Annotated in this window: 22 protein-coding genes and 1 tRNA gene; 11 read left to right on the top strand and 12 right to left on the bottom strand. The window is 64.4% G+C overall.

Going from position 1 to position 15012, the window contains the following annotated elements:
- Window positions 1–185: 185 nt before the first annotated feature.
- Window positions 186–452 carry a hypothetical protein gene (locus FRZ40_RS02365; protein WP_028365176.1) on the top strand — a complete coding sequence of 89 codons (267 nt, stop codon included), beginning with the start codon at window positions 186–188 and terminating at the stop codon, window positions 450–452.
- Window positions 453–852: 400 nt separating this feature from the next.
- On the opposite strand, the gene FRZ40_RS02360 is transcribed toward FRZ40_RS02365, so the two are convergent.
- Entirely contained in the window at window positions 853–1104 is a 252-nt protein-coding gene (locus tag FRZ40_RS02360) for a hypothetical protein (RefSeq protein ID WP_028365177.1), read from the bottom strand.
- A gap of 79 nt (window positions 1105–1183) precedes the next feature.
- Window positions 1184–1384: a hypothetical protein gene (locus FRZ40_RS02355; protein WP_147233166.1), complete on the bottom strand. Its 201-nt coding sequence runs from the start codon at window positions 1382–1384 to the stop codon at window positions 1184–1186.
- Window positions 1385–1585: 201 nt separating this feature from the next.
- Here FRZ40_RS02355 and FRZ40_RS02350 point away from each other — a divergent pair, with 201 nt between their 5' ends.
- Window positions 1586–1861 (top strand): hypothetical protein, encoded by a 276-nt coding sequence (locus tag FRZ40_RS02350; protein ID WP_147233165.1) that lies wholly within the window; start codon window positions 1586–1588, stop codon window positions 1859–1861.
- A 62-nt stretch (window positions 1862–1923) separates the two neighbouring features.
- Here FRZ40_RS02350 and FRZ40_RS02345 read toward each other — a convergent pair whose 3' ends face one another.
- The 4 genes from FRZ40_RS02345 to ssuD all read right to left on the bottom strand — a co-directional run bounded on the left by FRZ40_RS02345 (window position 1924) and on the right by ssuD (window position 5259).
- Window positions 1924–2139 carry a TOBE domain-containing protein gene (locus FRZ40_RS02345; protein WP_012401038.1) on the bottom strand — a complete coding sequence of 72 codons (216 nt, stop codon included), beginning with the start codon at window positions 2137–2139 and terminating at the stop codon, window positions 1924–1926.
- A 61-nt stretch (window positions 2140–2200) separates the two neighbouring features.
- Complete coding sequence (locus FRZ40_RS02340) at window positions 2201–3184, bottom strand: ATP-binding cassette domain-containing protein (RefSeq protein WP_147233164.1); 984 nt, start codon at window positions 3182–3184, stop codon at window positions 2201–2203.
- On the bottom strand, window positions 3181–4014 hold the full coding sequence (ssuC, locus tag FRZ40_RS02335; RefSeq protein ID WP_147233163.1) for an aliphatic sulfonate ABC transporter permease SsuC: 834 nt from the start codon (window positions 4012–4014) through the stop codon (window positions 3181–3183). The genes FRZ40_RS02340 and ssuC overlap by 4 nt, the downstream gene beginning before the upstream one ends.
- Window positions 4015–4101: 87 nt before the next feature.
- Window positions 4102–5259: an FMNH2-dependent alkanesulfonate monooxygenase gene (gene ssuD / locus FRZ40_RS02330; RefSeq protein ID WP_028365182.1), complete on the bottom strand. Its 1158-nt coding sequence runs from the start codon at window positions 5257–5259 to the stop codon at window positions 4102–4104.
- Between the two features lie 96 nt (window positions 5260–5355).
- Between ssuD and FRZ40_RS43995 the strand changes: the two genes are divergently transcribed.
- Both FRZ40_RS43995 and FRZ40_RS02325 read left to right on the top strand, forming a co-directional pair.
- Window positions 5356–5502 (top strand): hypothetical protein, encoded by a 147-nt coding sequence (locus FRZ40_RS43995; RefSeq protein WP_158646988.1) that lies wholly within the window; start codon window positions 5356–5358, stop codon window positions 5500–5502.
- Between the two features lie 399 nt (window positions 5503–5901).
- Complete coding sequence (locus FRZ40_RS02325; protein WP_147233162.1) at window positions 5902–6321, top strand: hypothetical protein; 420 nt, start codon at window positions 5902–5904, stop codon at window positions 6319–6321.
- Window positions 6322–6347: 26 nt separating this feature from the next.
- On the opposite strand, the gene FRZ40_RS02320 is transcribed toward FRZ40_RS02325, so the two are convergent.
- Both FRZ40_RS02320 and FRZ40_RS02315 read right to left on the bottom strand, forming a co-directional pair.
- Window positions 6348–7478 carry an enoyl-CoA hydratase/isomerase family protein gene (locus tag FRZ40_RS02320; RefSeq protein ID WP_147233161.1) on the bottom strand — a complete coding sequence of 377 codons (1131 nt, stop codon included), beginning with the start codon at window positions 7476–7478 and terminating at the stop codon, window positions 6348–6350.
- A gap of 110 nt (window positions 7479–7588) precedes the next feature.
- Window positions 7589–8341, bottom strand: coding sequence for a TetR/AcrR family transcriptional regulator (locus tag FRZ40_RS02315; protein WP_240057064.1), 753 nt, complete (start codon window positions 8339–8341; stop codon window positions 7589–7591).
- A gap of 139 nt (window positions 8342–8480) precedes the next feature.
- Between FRZ40_RS02315 and FRZ40_RS02310 the strand changes: the two genes are divergently transcribed.
- Window positions 8481–9461, top strand: coding sequence for an NAD-dependent epimerase/dehydratase family protein (locus tag FRZ40_RS02310; protein WP_028365187.1), 981 nt, complete (start codon window positions 8481–8483; stop codon window positions 9459–9461).
- 43 nt (window positions 9462–9504) lie between these two features.
- Here FRZ40_RS02310 and FRZ40_RS02305 read toward each other — a convergent pair whose 3' ends face one another.
- Window positions 9505–9792, bottom strand: a complete 288-nt coding sequence (locus FRZ40_RS02305) for a DUF1488 family protein (protein WP_147233160.1) — start codon at window positions 9790–9792, stop codon at window positions 9505–9507.
- A gap of 217 nt (window positions 9793–10009) precedes the next feature.
- Window positions 10010–10285, bottom strand: coding sequence for a hypothetical protein (locus tag FRZ40_RS02300; RefSeq protein WP_028365189.1), 276 nt, complete (start codon window positions 10283–10285; stop codon window positions 10010–10012).
- A 175-nt stretch (window positions 10286–10460) separates the two neighbouring features.
- On the opposite strand from FRZ40_RS02300, the gene FRZ40_RS02295 reads away from it, so the two are divergent.
- Both FRZ40_RS02295 and FRZ40_RS02290 read left to right on the top strand, forming a co-directional pair.
- Window positions 10461–10694, top strand: a complete 234-nt coding sequence (locus tag FRZ40_RS02295; RefSeq protein WP_147233159.1) for a hypothetical protein — start codon at window positions 10461–10463, stop codon at window positions 10692–10694.
- Between the two features lie 167 nt (window positions 10695–10861).
- Window positions 10862–11215, top strand: coding sequence for a hypothetical protein (locus FRZ40_RS02290; protein WP_028365190.1), 354 nt, complete (start codon window positions 10862–10864; stop codon window positions 11213–11215).
- A gap of 27 nt (window positions 11216–11242) precedes the next feature.
- Here FRZ40_RS02290 and FRZ40_RS02285 read toward each other — a convergent pair whose 3' ends face one another.
- The gene (locus tag FRZ40_RS02285; RefSeq protein WP_420873860.1) at window positions 11243–11575 is read right to left on the bottom strand and encodes a DMT family transporter; all 333 of its coding nucleotides are present in this window, start codon (window positions 11573–11575) and stop codon (window positions 11243–11245) included.
- 9 nt (window positions 11576–11584) lie between these two features.
- Window positions 11585–12082 carry a heme-degrading domain-containing protein gene (locus tag FRZ40_RS02280; RefSeq protein ID WP_147233158.1) on the bottom strand — a complete coding sequence of 166 codons (498 nt, stop codon included), beginning with the start codon at window positions 12080–12082 and terminating at the stop codon, window positions 11585–11587.
- Window positions 12083–12333: 251 nt separating this feature from the next.
- Here FRZ40_RS02280 and FRZ40_RS02275 point away from each other — a divergent pair.
- The 4 genes from FRZ40_RS02275 to FRZ40_RS02260 all read left to right on the top strand — a co-directional run bounded on the left by FRZ40_RS02275 (window position 12334) and on the right by FRZ40_RS02260 (window position 14947).
- Window positions 12334–12410 (top strand) — tRNA-Met (locus FRZ40_RS02275).
- A gap of 209 nt (window positions 12411–12619) precedes the next feature.
- Window positions 12620–13165: an NUDIX hydrolase gene (locus FRZ40_RS02270; protein ID WP_028365193.1), complete on the top strand. Its 546-nt coding sequence runs from the start codon at window positions 12620–12622 to the stop codon at window positions 13163–13165.
- A 13-nt stretch (window positions 13166–13178) separates the two neighbouring features.
- A complete protein-coding gene (gene aat / locus FRZ40_RS02265) occupies window positions 13179–13916 on the top strand; it encodes a leucyl/phenylalanyl-tRNA--protein transferase (RefSeq protein ID WP_147233157.1) in 738 nt (245 codons plus the stop codon).
- A 191-nt stretch (window positions 13917–14107) separates the two neighbouring features.
- Window positions 14108–14947, top strand: coding sequence for an arginyltransferase (locus FRZ40_RS02260; RefSeq protein ID WP_147233156.1), 840 nt, complete (start codon window positions 14108–14110; stop codon window positions 14945–14947).
- Window positions 14948–15012: the final 65 nt, after the last annotated feature.

Raw genomic sequence — 15012 nt, 5'->3', positions numbered from 1 at the left:
CGCCCGCCCGCCGGGCCTCCAGGCATTGTTTCCGATCGCAGAATAGTAATTTCAAATTATCGATACAAAAATTCAATAGTAGGGGTATACACTGGCTTCCATCGACGTTGCGAACACAGTGCCACGAAGCAGACACCGGCAAAACCGCAACGTCTTACTGAATCAAACATTACGGAGAGTTCACCATGAAGACCAAGCTTATCGCCGCAGTTCTGATCGCCGCTTCCGCCACGCTGGCAGCTCCCGCTTTCGCAAGCGGCTACGGTCCGGCTCCGCATTACAGCCCGACGGCCGGCGCACCTGCTTCGCAACAAGGCCAGAACACGCAGACGCTGGCAGCGGAAGCCCAGCAAGCCAACGCAGTCGCCTACGGCGGCGTGCAAAACGGTTCGTCGCAAGCTGGCAAGCATGAGCCCGTGACGGGCCCGGGTTCGGTGTTCTTCGGCCACTAAGCCGAAGGCGAGGCATCGCCGGCAGCAGTTCTCGCAGCAGGCAGTACCCAGCAGTATCGAGCAGCACTGGTAGCACGCAGTACCTGTAGTGGCAGTACGCAGTCTTGAAGTTGCAGTCCTGGCAGTGGCAGTACGCAGTCTTGAAGTTGCAGTTCCAGATGTAGCAGCAGGCAGTACCGCAGTTGAAGCTTGACCTGAGTTGTGCCGTACCGTTGATGGCGAAGTAGCAGTATCTGGAAGTATCCGCAGTTTGAAGTTGCCGTACCCTGAAAGTACCCGCAGTTCGAAGTTGCCGTACCCTGGAAGTACCACGCAGTCTGTTGTTGCAGGTGTAGTTCAGCCGGATGTTCTCCACGGAGCATCCGGCTTTGTTTTTGTTGCTGCGGGAATGTGCCGCCGTTCAACCGCCGGCGGCCAGCAGCTCGACGTCGATCGCCTCGCGCGCCGCGCGAAAGCCCGCCTCGGCCGCCGCGTGCTCAGTCGGCCAGAATCCGTCGATGTGCACCAGCCGCCAGTCGAGCATCACCGTATCGCGCTTCAATACACGGAAATGCGCTTTCACGCCCGTCAGCACCTGCTCGACGGCAACTTCCATGTCGAAGTCCTTGTAGCGATCCTGGTAGTCGCCCATGTCGATGCCTTTCGGCTCCATCGCGCCTCCCTTTCTCGTCCGACCGCCCCGCCTGCGCGCCGCGTGCGTCCGGGCGCGCCCAGCCGAAATCAGTCCGTAGTCAATCGCAATCGCCCGACAGGTATTTCCGGCCGTCACAGGTGATTTCGACGCCCGTTCCCTTCCCGGCCTTCGCCACCAGCCCCGCGCCCAGCAATTCCTTCTCGACGACAGGCTCGACGGCGGGCGGCGTCTGCCCCGTGCCGACGTCGTTCAGTTGCCGCAGCGTATCGATCGCATCCGCACTCAGGGACTTCGTCATCGCAGCCTCCGCATTCGTTGGCGGCGCGCCGCCCGTATGGCAATGCGCCAGTCGATGTCCAATTCATGCTAGCACTTCCAGCCGGGATTGCCGGACGCATTGCGCGATGCGCATCAGGTAAAGGGGCGGCCAAAATTGGCACGCGATCTGAGGGCTGGCACGCGCATAGCGACAGCCCCGAAAACCAGCACGGAGATCGCGATGATTCCGACGAAGATCAGCTTCCAATGCCGCACATGGGCGCCGCTCGGCGGTGCCATTTTGCTCGCTGCATCAGCAGGCATGGCGCAGATTGCGTGGGGCCAGACCGTCGCGCCGCAGGCGCCGGGCGCGCCGATCGTGAAGCCGCCGCCCGCTGCCGCTTCGGGCGCGGCGAGCGTGACCAATCCCGACAACATGCCCGTCAAGAAGCCGCGCAAGCAGCCCAACGACGACATGTCGCATAGCCCGCCTGCCAGCGCGACGAACGCGAAGTAGCGGACGGAATTCCGACACGCGAGACCACCTCACAAGCCAGTCGCGCACGTCGGAAAGAAGCATTACAACCGCGCGATCGACACCTCCGTCGATTTGACGAGCGCGACCACTTCCGCGCCGACCTTCAGTTCGAGTTCGTCGATCGAGCGCGTCGTGATGACCGACGTGACGATGCCGAACGGCGTATCGACGTCGACTTCGGACACGACGGGTCCGCGGATGATTTCCTTCACTTTGCCTTTGAACTGGTTGCGTACGTTGATCGCGGAAATGCTCATATCGGATAGCTCCGTGGGTCGATGAAAAAGTGGCCGGGCGTCTGCATCGGTCAAACCGTCGTCAAACCGCCCAGCGAAATTCGCGTGCAGGCACGCCATGCGCGTTCGTGTCGAACGACGCGTGTTCTTCCGTTGCGCGTGTCTTCATCACACGCTGCAGCACGCGTTCTTCGAGCCTCGCGAAGGCGGTCGACGCCCGTTCGCGCGGCCTCGCCAGCGGTACGGGCTGATCGAGTGCGATCCCGCCTTCTTCGATCAGCAAAATGCGATCGGCGAGCGCGACGGCTTCCTGCACGTCGTGCGTGACGAGCAGCGCGGTGAAGCGATGCTCGCGCCACAGCCGTTCGATCAGCGCATGCATCTCGATGCGCGTCAGTGCATCGAGCGCGCCGAGCGGCTCGTCGAGCAGCAGCAGTTGCGGCCGATGCACGAGCGCGCGCGCCAGCGCCACGCGCTGCCGCTGGCCGCCCGACAGCTGCGCGGGCCAGTCGTTCGCGCGCTCCAGCAGGCCGACTTCGGCGAGCACGGCGCGCGCATCGTCGCGCGACGACCGGCCGAGCCCCAGCATCACGTTCTGCAGCACGGTCTTCCACGGCAGCAGGCGTGCGTCCTGGAACATGATCCGCGTGTCGAACGGCTGCGCACCGTCCGCGCGTTTTTCGAGCGTGCCCGAACTCGGCGCTTCGAGGCCGGCAATCAGCCGCAGCAAGGTCGACTTGCCGCATCCGCTGCGCCCGACAATCGATACGAAGCTGCCGCGTTCGATCGACAGATCGAAGTCCGCGAGCACCGCGCGTTCGCCATAGCGTTTGCCGACGCCGCGCAATTCAACCGAGATGTCCTGCGGCTCACGCGCGGCCTCGCGCAGCGCGGCGCCCGCGCCCGGTTTGGCGATCCCGTCGTGCAGCGACACGGCATCGCGTTTCACGGATGCGGCGGCCGCTTCCGCCGCCGTGCGATCGTGCGTGCGCGGCTGCTCGAGTTCGGCTTCGAGATCGGCGCCCGCGACACCGCCATACGATGCGGACAAGGTGCTGGCGCTCATGCTTTTCCTCCTCGTTGATACGCGGGATGCCAGCGCAGCGACACTCGTTCGAGCCCTTTCGCGAGCATGTCGGCAAGCTTGCCGAGCGCCGCGTACAGCAGAATGCCGACCACGACCACATCCGTTTGCAGAAACTCGCGCGCGTTCATCGTCAGATAGCCGATGCCCGATTGCGCGGAAATCGTTTCGGCGACGATCAACGTCACCCACATCAGTCCGAATGCGAAGCGCACGCCGACGAGAATCGACGGCAGCGCGCCCGGCAGGATCACGTCGCGATACAGCGCAAAACCCTTCACGCCGTAGCTGCGCGCCATCTCGATCAGATTGGCGTCGACGGAACGGATGCCGTGATACGTGTTCACGTAGATCGGAAAGAACACGCCCAGCGCGACGAGAAACAGCTTCGCCTCTTCCTCGATGCCGAACCACAGGATCACGAGCGGGATCATCGCGAGCGCGGGGATGTTGCGGATCATCTGCACGGTCGTGTCGAGCGCGATGTCGACGGGCCGGAACAGACCCGTCGCAAGCCCGAGCACGAAGCCGATGCCGCCGCCGATCGCAAAGCCCGAGACCGCGCGCCACGTGCTGACTTTCACGTCGGCCCACATCTCGCCCGATTTGATCAGCGACCACGCGGCCTTCACGACGGCGAGCGGCTCAGGCAGCACGCGCGTCGACAGCACGCCGCTGCGCGCCGCGAGTTCCCACGCAAAGAGAATGGCGAGCGGCACGATCCACGGCGCAATCTTGCGCGCGAGCGGCGCAAAGGCTGCGATGGACGCGAGCCTCACGCTCGCATAGCGGTTGTCAGAAACAGTCGACATCAAGCAGGACTCCTTTGATCAAGCGACGCGTGGCGAACGCGTATCGAGCGCGTGGCAGCGCACGCCACGCGCCTCGCCAGAAGCCAGTCAGCTTTGCGATGCCTTCGGCGCATAGTGATTGCCGACGATTTCGCCGAACGGCCCCGACAGCGGACCGCTCGCCTGCGCGCGCCGGCGGCCGGGCAGCAGCGGGAACACGAGTTCGGCGAAGCGGTACGACTCTTCGAGATGCGGATAGCCGGACAGAATGAACGTCTCGATGCCGAGTTCCGCGTACTCCTGCATGCGGGCCGCGACCTGCTCGGGACTGCCGACGAGTGCCGTGCCCGCGCCGCCGCGCACGAGTCCCACGCCCGCCCATACGTTCGGATAGATCTCCAGTTCCTTGCGCGAGCCTCGCTTGCCGCCGTGCAGCGCAGCCATGCGCCGCTGGCCTTCGGAATCCATCTTCGCGAACGCTGCCTGCGCGGTCGCGACCGTCTCGTCGTCGAGCTTGCTGATGAGTTTGTCGGCGGCCGCCCACGCTTCGTCTTCCGTCTCGCGCACGATCACGTGCAAGCGAATTCCGAAGCGGATCTTGCGGCCGTGCTGCGCGGCGCGCGCGCGGATGTCGGCGATTTTCTTCGCGACGGCTTCGGGCGGCTCGCCCCACGTCAGGTACGTGTCGATATGCTCGCCCGCCATCTCGTGTGCGGCGGGCGACGAACCGCCGAACCACAGCGGCGGATGCGGATCCTGCACGGGCGGATACAGCAGCTTGCCGCCCTTCGACTTCAGATGCTTGCCGATGAAATCGACGCTTTCGCCGTTATGCGCGCTCGTCAGCAGTCCGCGCCAGATGCGCAGGAATTCGTCGGTGATTTCGTAACGCGTGTCGTGATCGACGAAGAGACCGTCGCCTTCGAGTTCGGTCGCGTCGCCGCCCGTCACGACGTTGATCAGCAGACGCCCGCCCGACAGGCGGTCAAAGGTCGCCGCCATGCGCGCCGACAGGCCCGGCGACGAAATGCCCGGACGGATCGCGACCAGAAACTTGAGGCGCTTTGTCGCGGGAATCAGGCTCGACGCGACGACCCATGCGTCTTCGCACGAACGGCCCGTCGGCAGCAGCACGCCCTCGTAGCCGAGCGTATCGGCCGCGACGGCGATCTGCCGGAAGTAATCGTAGTCGGCGGCGCGCGCGCCTTGCGAGGTGCCGAGATAACGGCTGTCGCCGTGAGTCGGAATGAACCAGAACACATTCATGTGCTGCTCCTGCGTTGTTCGTGTGGTGTCGATGCGCTTGCGTTTTGCACAGGCGTGAGCGCGCCCTGCCGCGCACGCGCAGCGCATCGAAAACGGATGAATGAAGAAGACCGCGTCAGCCGCGACAGCGAGGCGGCGTGTGAAATGGCCCGCGAATTTCCCAGCAAATTTGCCAGCGAATTTGCCAGGTTCGCGGGCGGATGCCGCGCGCCGCGGACCATGCGGCCGGGCACACGCGCGTGAGCATCGGATGGGGCATCGGATGGGGCATCGGATGGGGCATCGGACGGGACATCGCGACGGGTTCTCTCAAGTGAATCGATATGATTGGCGCACGCCGAGCGCAGTCAGCGACATGCGCGATGCGTGCTGGAGCAACGACATCGCGCCTGTTGCGCATGCTCCGCCGCCTGCATGGGAAAACAGTCTATGGACCGCGCTCTTTCTTTTGAACGATTTTTTTGAGCTTAGGTTTTCCACTTTCGTGATTTACCTGACGCCGCAGCATACGTCGCAAAAGCGCACAGCACGCATGCCAGCGCACCAAAACCCGCGCCCGCCGCCGATATAATGGCGCTCGTTCCGATCAACCTGCACGGGCTGCGCCAACCCAACGACGCCCGGCGACCGCCGCTGTCAAGCATGCAAAAAATTATCCTGCCGTTCGTGTCCGGCTTTCTGGCGTCGCTGTTCTTTCACGAGTCGACGCTCGCACTCCTGCACGCCGCCGGCCTCATCGACCCGACAGGGTTCTCGACGGCGCCGTTCGTGCCCGTCGGCTTGCCGGAATTCATCGCGAACGCGATCTGGAGTTCGGTGTGGGCCGTGCTGATGGCATGGCTGCTGCGCGTGTCGCCCGAACGGCCCGCGCCGTGGGTTCAGGCGTTCGTGTTCGGCGGCATCGTGCTGACGGCGGCGAGCGTGTTCGTGGTCGATCCCATTCGCGGCATCTGGCCGTCGGGCAACATGCTGCCGCGCCTCGCGCTCGGCTTCGCGTCGAATGCAATGTGGGGCTGGGGCGCGCTCGTCTTCATGCGCGCCTTCATGACCAGCGAGGACTGAGCGCCCCGCTGTTTTCCTTTTTATCGTCAGCCCTGCAGATCCCTCAGCGGATGCTCGTTCGCGGGCCACGGGCTCTCGAACATCGTCTCGACGTCAGCACGCGTCACGTCTTCGATCCGTGCAAAGCGCCACTTCGGCTGGTTGTCCTTGTCGATGATGCGCGCGCGGATACCTTCCGGCGCGTCGCCGCGCTCGAACGACGAGCGCGTCAGATCCAGATCGCGGCGCAGGCACTCGGCCATCGTGCCTTCGGCGCGCGTCACCACTTCGAGCGATACGGCCATCGACAGCGGTGAGCGTTCGCGCAACAGCGCGCCCGTCTGCTCGGCCCAGTCCGCATACGCGCAATCGCCTTCGAGATCGAGCGAGCGGATGATCTGCGCGACGTCGGGCAGCGCGAAGTGCCTGTCGATCAGCACGCGGGCGTCGGCGAGCGGCGAGACGTCGGGCAACGGCGTCACCCTGTGCGATTCCGCCTCGTGCTGCACGCACGCGACCACGTCTGCGCCCACTTCGAAGGTCTGCGACTTCAGGCGGTCGATCAGCGCGGGGATCGCTTCGTCGGGCAGAAACGTATCGGCGAGCCCGGCGTAGAGCGCATCGGCGGCGCCGATGATCTCGCCCGTCACGGCCAGATAACGGCCGATCGCGCCCGGCGTGCGTGCGAGAAACCAGCCCGCACCGACATCGGGAAACAGGCCGATGCGCGTTTCCGGCATCGCCATACGCGTCGACGACGTCACCACCCGCAAGCCGCCCGTGCGATGCGCGCCCTGCGAGATGCCCATGCCGCCGCCCATCACGATGCCGTTCATGAACGCGATATACGGCTTCGTGTAGGTGAAGATCGCGTGATCGAGCCGGTATTCGTCGATAAAAAACGCATCCACGGCATCGCCGTCGCCGCGCCGGAACGCGTCATACAGATAGCGGATGTCGCCGCCCGCGCAGAACGCGCGCTCGCTCGTGCTGCGCACGACGACGGCGAGCACGTCGGGATCGTCGCGCCATTGATCGAGAGCCGCCTGCATCGCGCGCATCATGCCCAGCGACAGCGCATTGAGCGCCTTCGGCCGGTTCAGCTCGATGAAGCCGATGCGGTTGGCGACATAGGCGGTGAGTTCGTCGGAGGCGAAGCGCGATTCGGGTGTCGACATGGCGTGTGCGTGAAGCGGTTCAATGGATGTGCGAGGCCAACGGTAGCACGCGTCATGAACTTCTTCAGTGAAACCGGCAGCGGGGTTGCGCGGCAGCGTGCGCGGTCCGCCTAGTTCGCAGCGCCGTCTTTGGGTGGCGTGTTGCGGCGCGGCCTGAACGGCTTTGCGTTCGGCCCGGCTGGATCGGCGGGCAAGTCTTCGCCTGACGCTTCGTGCGTCGCAGCCCCGGCGGCGCTGGTATCGCTCGCGTCCGCCCCGAACCACGCGACAAGCGCGGCATCGATCACCGCGTCGAGCGGCGCACGCGGAAACACGGGGCAAGTCAGGTGCAACGCGACGATGCCATGCATCGTCGCCCAGAATGCCTCGGCGCACACCTGACTGTCCGGTGCGCCGCGCAGACGGTCTTCCGCCTTGAGCGCATCGATCGATTCGACCATCAGACGAAATGCCGCGTCGTCGGCATTCTCGGCGGCATCCGCGCCCTTCTCGCCGGCGAGCGCAGCGCCCGTGTACGACGGGTCTTCCATGAAGATCAGCCGGTACGTCTGCGGATGCGCGACGCCGAATGCGACGTACGCGCGGCCGATCGCCTTCAGCCGCGCGGCGGGATCGGCGATGGCGACGAGCGGTTCGATGCTGGCGAGCAGTTGCGCGTAGCCCTCCGCGCACAGCGCGCGCGCGATCGCGTCGCGGCTCTCGAAGTGCAGATACAGCGTGGCGGGCGAGTATTCGATGGCGTCGGCGATCCTGCGCATGGACAGTGCGCCGAACCCTTCACGCATGACGATGCGCCGCGCGGCATCGAGGATGCGTTCACGCAGTTCCAGTTTCTGGCGAGTCTTTCTTTCGGCGATTCCCATGCGGGCGATTTTCAGGTTGACAAACTGAAAAGTCAAATTAAACTGAACACCATTCAGTAAACGGTGTTCAGTAAATTTCTTTTGATCAGTCTGTCGCCTGGAAGTCACTCGAAACCAGGCGCGTTCGATGGGAGACGTCATGGAAAACGCAGCACAGATCGGACTGTTCGGCGCAGCGGGCGCCGCCGGACGCAGCATCGCCCACGCGCTCGGCGCGACCGGCCGCCGCTATCGCGTGATCGGACGTGGGCGGGAAACGCTGAAGGCGTCGTTCGGGCACGATCCGCTTGCGGAAATCGTCACCTGGAACCCGGATGAGCCCGCGACGATCGCCTCAGCGGCGGCGGGCCTGCAGACGGCCGTGTATCTTGTCGGCGTGCCGTATCACCAGTTCGGCAAACATCCCGTGCTGATGCAAAAGACGCTCGACGGCTTGCGTGCCGCGGGCGTGCGGCGCCTGATCCTGATTGGCACGGTGTATCCGTACGGGCGTCCGCGCACCTTGCCTGTCGCCGAATCGCATCCGCGCGAGCCGCATACGTTCAAGGGCAAGATGCGGCTCGCGCAGGAAAATCTCGTCATCGACGCGCACGGGCACGACGGACTCGAAACGCTCGTGCTGCGTCTGCCCGACTTTTATGGCCCGGGCGTCGAGCGCAGCTTTCTGCATGGCGTGTTCGAAGGCGCGGCACGCGGCGCGCGTGCGCAGATGATCGGTCCGATCGACGTGCCGCACGAATTCGTGTTCATGCCCGACGTCGGCCCCGTCGTCGAGCGGCTGTCGCGTACGCCTGAAGCATTCGGCCGCGTGCTGCATCTGGCGGGCGCGGGCACGATCACGCAGCGCGAAATTGCTGAGCGCGCGTACGCACTCGCGCAGCGCGCGCCGAAGCTGATGGTGGCCGGCAAGACGATGTTGCGCGTGATGGGTCTCGTCAACCCGATGCTGCGCGAACTGGTGGAGATGCACTACCTGCTGACGGAACCCGTCGTGCTGGACGACTCGGCGCTGACGAGGCTGATTGGTCCTGTCGTGAAGACGTCCTACGAGTCGGGTATTGCGCAGTCGCTCGCAGCCGCGCAGCGCGCCGTGCGGCACGCGGTCGCGCAGGCGGCGTGATCGATGGCGCCGGTTTCAATCGCGTTTCGTAGACTGCGCGTTATCAGGTGCCCGCCAGATTGCCGGGCGGAAAGTGACCGCTCTTGAGCAGAACGGGCGTGCCGTTGCTAATCAGCAGATGCTCGCGCGCGACGGCTTCGATACGCTCGCGTCCTGCATCGAACGCACGGCGCCAGCCGTCCGTGTCGCTCGTGTCGGCGCCGAAATGATCTTCGAGCGCTTCGACTGAAATCGCGCACGGCACCCGCTCGCCATCGACCAGCGCCGGAAACACCAGCGTCAGGTTGAAGTCACGGTAAGCGGGCGCGTCCGTGAGAAAACGAATCTCCATGATGACCTCATCGGGAAAATCCGGCGTGATGGGCGAGTGGCCGAATGCGCGCGTGGAGAAACGCGGCAGGCGGCCGACAGGCCCTAGCGGCGGGCTTTATGGTACTCGTAGCGGTATGCGGCGGTCCAGCGCGGTCGACGGAAAACGCCTCACGGGAGCGTCGCACATCGCCGGCGACGTCGCCGCGCACGCCCGATGAGCGTGCCCGGCAACCGTTTCATTCGCCGTCCAGCAGCCGGTCGACATACGCACGGCCTGCTTTCTCGACGTACAGCAGCGCTTCGTCTTCTGTCGCAAAGCAATGCTCGTCGCCGATTTCGATCAGCGTTTCCATCCGGTGCGGATCGTCGGGACCGCGTTCCGAAAGACTGACGGATCCGACGTACACCCCTTCCTGCTCGCCCGCGCGCCGCGCCTGCTCGTGCGGCGGCACGAGCCGCGCCGACGCGCTGATGTAATAACCCCGGTAAGGGCCGCTCACCCGCTCTGCCATATTCGCCTCTCGTTCGATCTTGCTGCAAGTCATGGAATCGACAGCACGCGGCACGCCACGTGCAATACGGGTAAGTCTTCGCGTCGCGCGATAAGTTCGATGCGCGTTCGGTGCGCGGCGCGCCGGCTCGCGCGACACTGCCTTTGCCTGCAATTTCCGGACGAGAACCGACGATATGGGAAAATATTTTCTTCGAGAGCGCGAGATCGCCGAACCGGACGCTGCCAATGCGTGGTTCGCGTACGCGGCAGGCCATGGGATGGACATTCCGAAGGCGATCAGCATCTGGGAGGACGCCGCGACGAACGAAGGCGCCGAAAGCCGGCGCCTCGTCGGGCAGGCAGGTATCCGTGTCGATCTGTCGGAAGCAGGACACATGGGCCTCAGGCCCGAAAGTCAAGGCACCTGAGCCTTCGCTTGAGTCGTCGCTTGAGCCTTCGCTTGAGTCGTCGCTTCAGACTCGCGACGGCGTCATGTCCCGTTCCACGGTGCCGGGTCAAGGCGGCTGATGACACGCCGCCCGGCAGTCCTTGCTCGCAGCTCTCCCGTCACACCCTATTTCTGCAAGGAAACACAATGAAGTCGACCGAACGCCGCGCGCGCCAATCACTTGTCTCTCACGCGATCCGTGCCGCCGCGCTGCCGCTCGCCGCACTCGCGATGGCGAGCCTGGGCGCCTGTGCGTCGTCGAATACGACATCGCTGATCAATCTGCCGAACGGCGAAACGGGCTTCGCAATCAGTTGCAGCGGCGCCGACGCAAGCTCGAGCTGGGCCTCGTGCTACGTGCAGGCCGGCAAGGCCTGCGGCGCGACGGGCTATGACATCGTATCGAAGGACAATGACGAAGGCGGCACGTCGGGCGGCAGCATCACGAACGTCGTATCGGCGAACGTGAAGGGCCGCTCGATGGTGATTCGCTGCAAATGATTCGCCGACGATACGCGACGCGACGCGTCAATGCGCCTGCATCTTCGAAAACAGATTCAGCACGACGACGCCCGCGACGATCAGGCCGAGCCCTGCAACGGCCGCGAGATCGGGCACCTGCCGATACATCACGATGGCGACCAGCGTGATCAGCACGATGCCCACGCCCGACCAGATCGCATACACGATGCCAACGGGCAGGCTCTTGAGCGTCAGCGACAGGCAGTAGAACGAAATGCCGTAGCCAAGCAGCACGACCGCCGCGGGCACGAGACGCGTGAAACCTTCGGACGCACGCAGCGCCGAGGTCGCGATGACTTCGGCGACGATGGCGATCGCGAGCAGGACATAAGGAGGCACGTGCATCCGTTATGCCTTCGCGAGCGCGAGCTTGCTGTGGTCGTGACCGAGGTGCGCGCACAGCGCCTCGACGACGAGTTCGTGATCCGCTCGCTGCGGCAGACCCGACACCGTCACCGAGCCGATCACGCCCGCGCCTTTCGCGATCAGCGGAAACGCGCCGCCATGCGCTGCGTAATCGGATACGGGAAGACCGTGCTTGTCGGCGAGCGTCGCGTTCGACTGCTGCAGGTTCAGGCCGACGGCATACGAACTGCGCCGGAAATGCGCGACGGTGTTGCCCTTGCGGCGCGCCCAGTCGACGTTGTCGGGCGTCGCGCCCTCCAGCACCGAGAAGAACAGGGGTTGACCGAAAGTGCGGATGTCGATCGCGAGTGCGAGGCCGCGCGCCTTGGCGATCTCATGCAGATACGCGCCGAGTTGCCATGCCGTATCGGCGTCGAAATGAGGGAAGACGAGCGCGTGTTCCTGCGCGGCGATCGACTGCAAATCGTGAGCGATGTCCATGACGTGTCGAGAGAGCATTGAAGGTAGCGGTAGCGCGCCGCGCGCGATACGACGCCTCGCGCGGCACGGAAGAACGGCGATTCTAGCGCAGGCGTACGACGCTACACGGTCATGCTCTCACAGCTATGGGAGATGTTGATTGCGCGTGTCGCGGCGAGCCAGATGGCCGTCGCATTCCGCACTTTCATGTCGATTCTTAAAAACTGATTGCATCGAGAATGCGTTTGCCCTATACTCTTTTCTTCGACGGACGCGGGGTGGAGCAGTCTGGCAGCTCGTCGGGCTCATAACCCGAAGGTCGTAGGTTCAAATCCTACCCCCGCAACCAGTACTTACTGGTCACATGCTCCAAAAGAACCGTCGCACCATCAAACCCGCCAATGGCGGGTTTTTTGTTTTTGAATCGTCGAATTCTTCGATGATGCGCATTGGGCATGACAGCGGACGTCGCCTGCCGCACAACTCGCCTTCCCCGCCCGTCATCGTCAAAGCGCAGCCCGGTGATACACTCCCATCACCGTTCTTCGTCCCCTCTCTATGAAATTCTGTTCCGTCTGCGGGCATGCAGTGAGCCTGAGCATTCCGCCCGGCGACAACCGGGAGCGCTTCGTCTGCGCGAGCTGTGGCACCGTGCACTACCAGAATCCGCGCAACGTGGTCGGCACTGTTCCCGTCTGGGACGACAAGGTGCTGCTCTGCCGTCGCGCGATCGAACCGCGCTACGGCTACTGGACCTTGCCCGCAGGCTTCATGGAAATGGGCGAGACGACGTCCGAGGCCGCCGCGCGCGAAACGCTGGAAGAAGCCGGCGCGCGCGTCGAAGTGCAGAACCTGTACACACTGCTGAACGTGCCGCACGTGCATCAGGTGCATCTGTTCTATCTCGCGCGTCTGCTCGATCTCGAGGTCGAAGCGGGCGAAGAAAGCCTCGAAGTCCGCCTCTTCGAAGAACACGAAATCCCATGGGGCGACATCGCGTTCCCGACCGTCGCGCAGACCTTGCGCTTCTTCTTCACCGACCGCGCGTCGGGCAACTACGGCCTGCACACGGGCGATATCTTCCGCTCGCTGCGCGACGGCTGACGACTGCTGTCGCATGGTTCCCTGGCTAGGCCCCGACGATCCTTTCCCGCCCGTCGAGCGCGCGCTGTCCGCGTCGAGCGGCGCGCCCGGCCTGCTCGCGGCGAGCGCGGACCTGTTGCCGTCGAGACTCATCGACGCGTACCGGCGCGGCATTTTTCCGTGGTATTCGGACGGCCAGCCCGTGCTCTGGTGGACGCCCGATCCGCGCATGATCCTGCGTCCGCGCGAGTTCAAGATCTCGCCTTCGTTGAAAAAGACGCTCAAGCGCGTGCTGCGCGACGACACGTGGGAAATCCGCGTCGACGCCGACTTCCCCGCCGTGATGCGCGCCTGCGCGCTCGCGCCGCGTCACGGCCAGCGCGGCACGTGGATCACGTCGGACGTGATCGACGCCTATTCGACGCTGCATCGTCGCGGCGATGCGCACAGCATCGAAACGTGGCACGAAGGCAAACGCGTCGGCGGCTTGTATGGCGTGTCGTTCGGCAAGATGTTTTTCGGCGAATCGATGTTTGCGGAAGTCACCGACGCGTCGAAAATCGCGCTCTCCGCGCTCGTCTTCCACTTGCGACGTCATGAAATAGAAATGATAGACTGCCAGCAGAACACGTCGCATCTGGCGTCGCTGGGCGGCCGCGAGATCGCGCGCAAGGCGTTCGTCGCGCATGTGCACGCGGCGGTCGACTCGGCGCCCATCCCCTGGTCGTTCGACAAGACAGTCCTGCGCGATCTTTTTGCGCCGGCGGCGTGATGCACGCAGTGCCGAGGCCGACGCCGCTGCGTGAGCGACGCCACGCATCATGGACGTGTCAGTCGGGCACGCTGCAAGCTAAATTCGAGCGTATAGCCCGATATTTAGCGGGATGTTTAGCCGCATGTTTAGCCGGATAGCCAGCAGCGCGCCGGATTGGCAAAACCAGAAACGCTTCGAGAGCTGCTAACGTGACTCACCCGAATGAGCTGCCGCTTTCACCGCTTTCGGCGCTGCAATTCTATGCAACAGCGCCTTACCCTTGCAGCTACCTGGAAGGGCGTGTCGCGCGCTCGCAGGTTGCGACGCCCAGCCATCTGATCAACTCCGACGTCTACACCGAACTGGTTCGCGCAGGCTTTCGCCGCTCGGGCGTGTTCACCTACCGGCCGTATTGCGACGGCTGCCGTGCTTGCGTGCCCGTGCGCGTGCCCGTCGACCGCTTCACGCCGAACCGCACGCAGCGGCGCGTGTGGAAAAAGCACGGCGGCCTGATCGCGACCGTCGCGCCGCTGCACTACGACGAAGAGCACTACGCGCTCTATATGCGCTACCAGTCGGCGCGACACGCGGGCGGCGGCATGGATCGCGACAGCCGCGACCAGTACGAGCAGTTCCTGTTGCAAAGCCGGATCAACTCGCGCCTCGTCGAGTTCCGCGAGCCCGCCAATCCCGGCTATCTCGGCCACCCCGACATGCCCGGCACGCTGCGCATGGTCAGCATGATCGACATCCTCGGCGACGGGCTGTCGTCGGTGTACACGTTCTTCGATCCCGACCAGCCGCACACCAGCTTCGGCACCTACAACATCCTCTGGCAGATCGAGCAGGCGCGCAGCCTGAAGCTGCCGCACGTGTATCTCGGCTACTGGATCCGTGAAAGCCCGAAGATGGCTTACAAGGCCAATTTCACACCGCTCGAAGGCCTGTTCGACGGCGCGTGGAAGGTGCTCGATCCCGCCGCGCCCGATCTCTCCCCCGCCGAGGCCGCGAAAGGCGGCACGCGCGGCCTGCGCGTCGAGCGAGGCTGAAGCGCGGCGCGCGGGATATCGGCAACCCGCGTACGAAAACCACGCCCGAAAACCGAAACGCCATC

The organism is Paraburkholderia azotifigens (genome assembly GCF_007995085.1).
GTDB classification, from domain to species: domain Bacteria; phylum Pseudomonadota; class Gammaproteobacteria; order Burkholderiales; family Burkholderiaceae; genus Paraburkholderia; species Paraburkholderia azotifigens.
The sequence above is the reverse complement of the archived record's forward strand: the minus strand, read 5'-3'. Positions and strand labels throughout refer to the sequence as shown.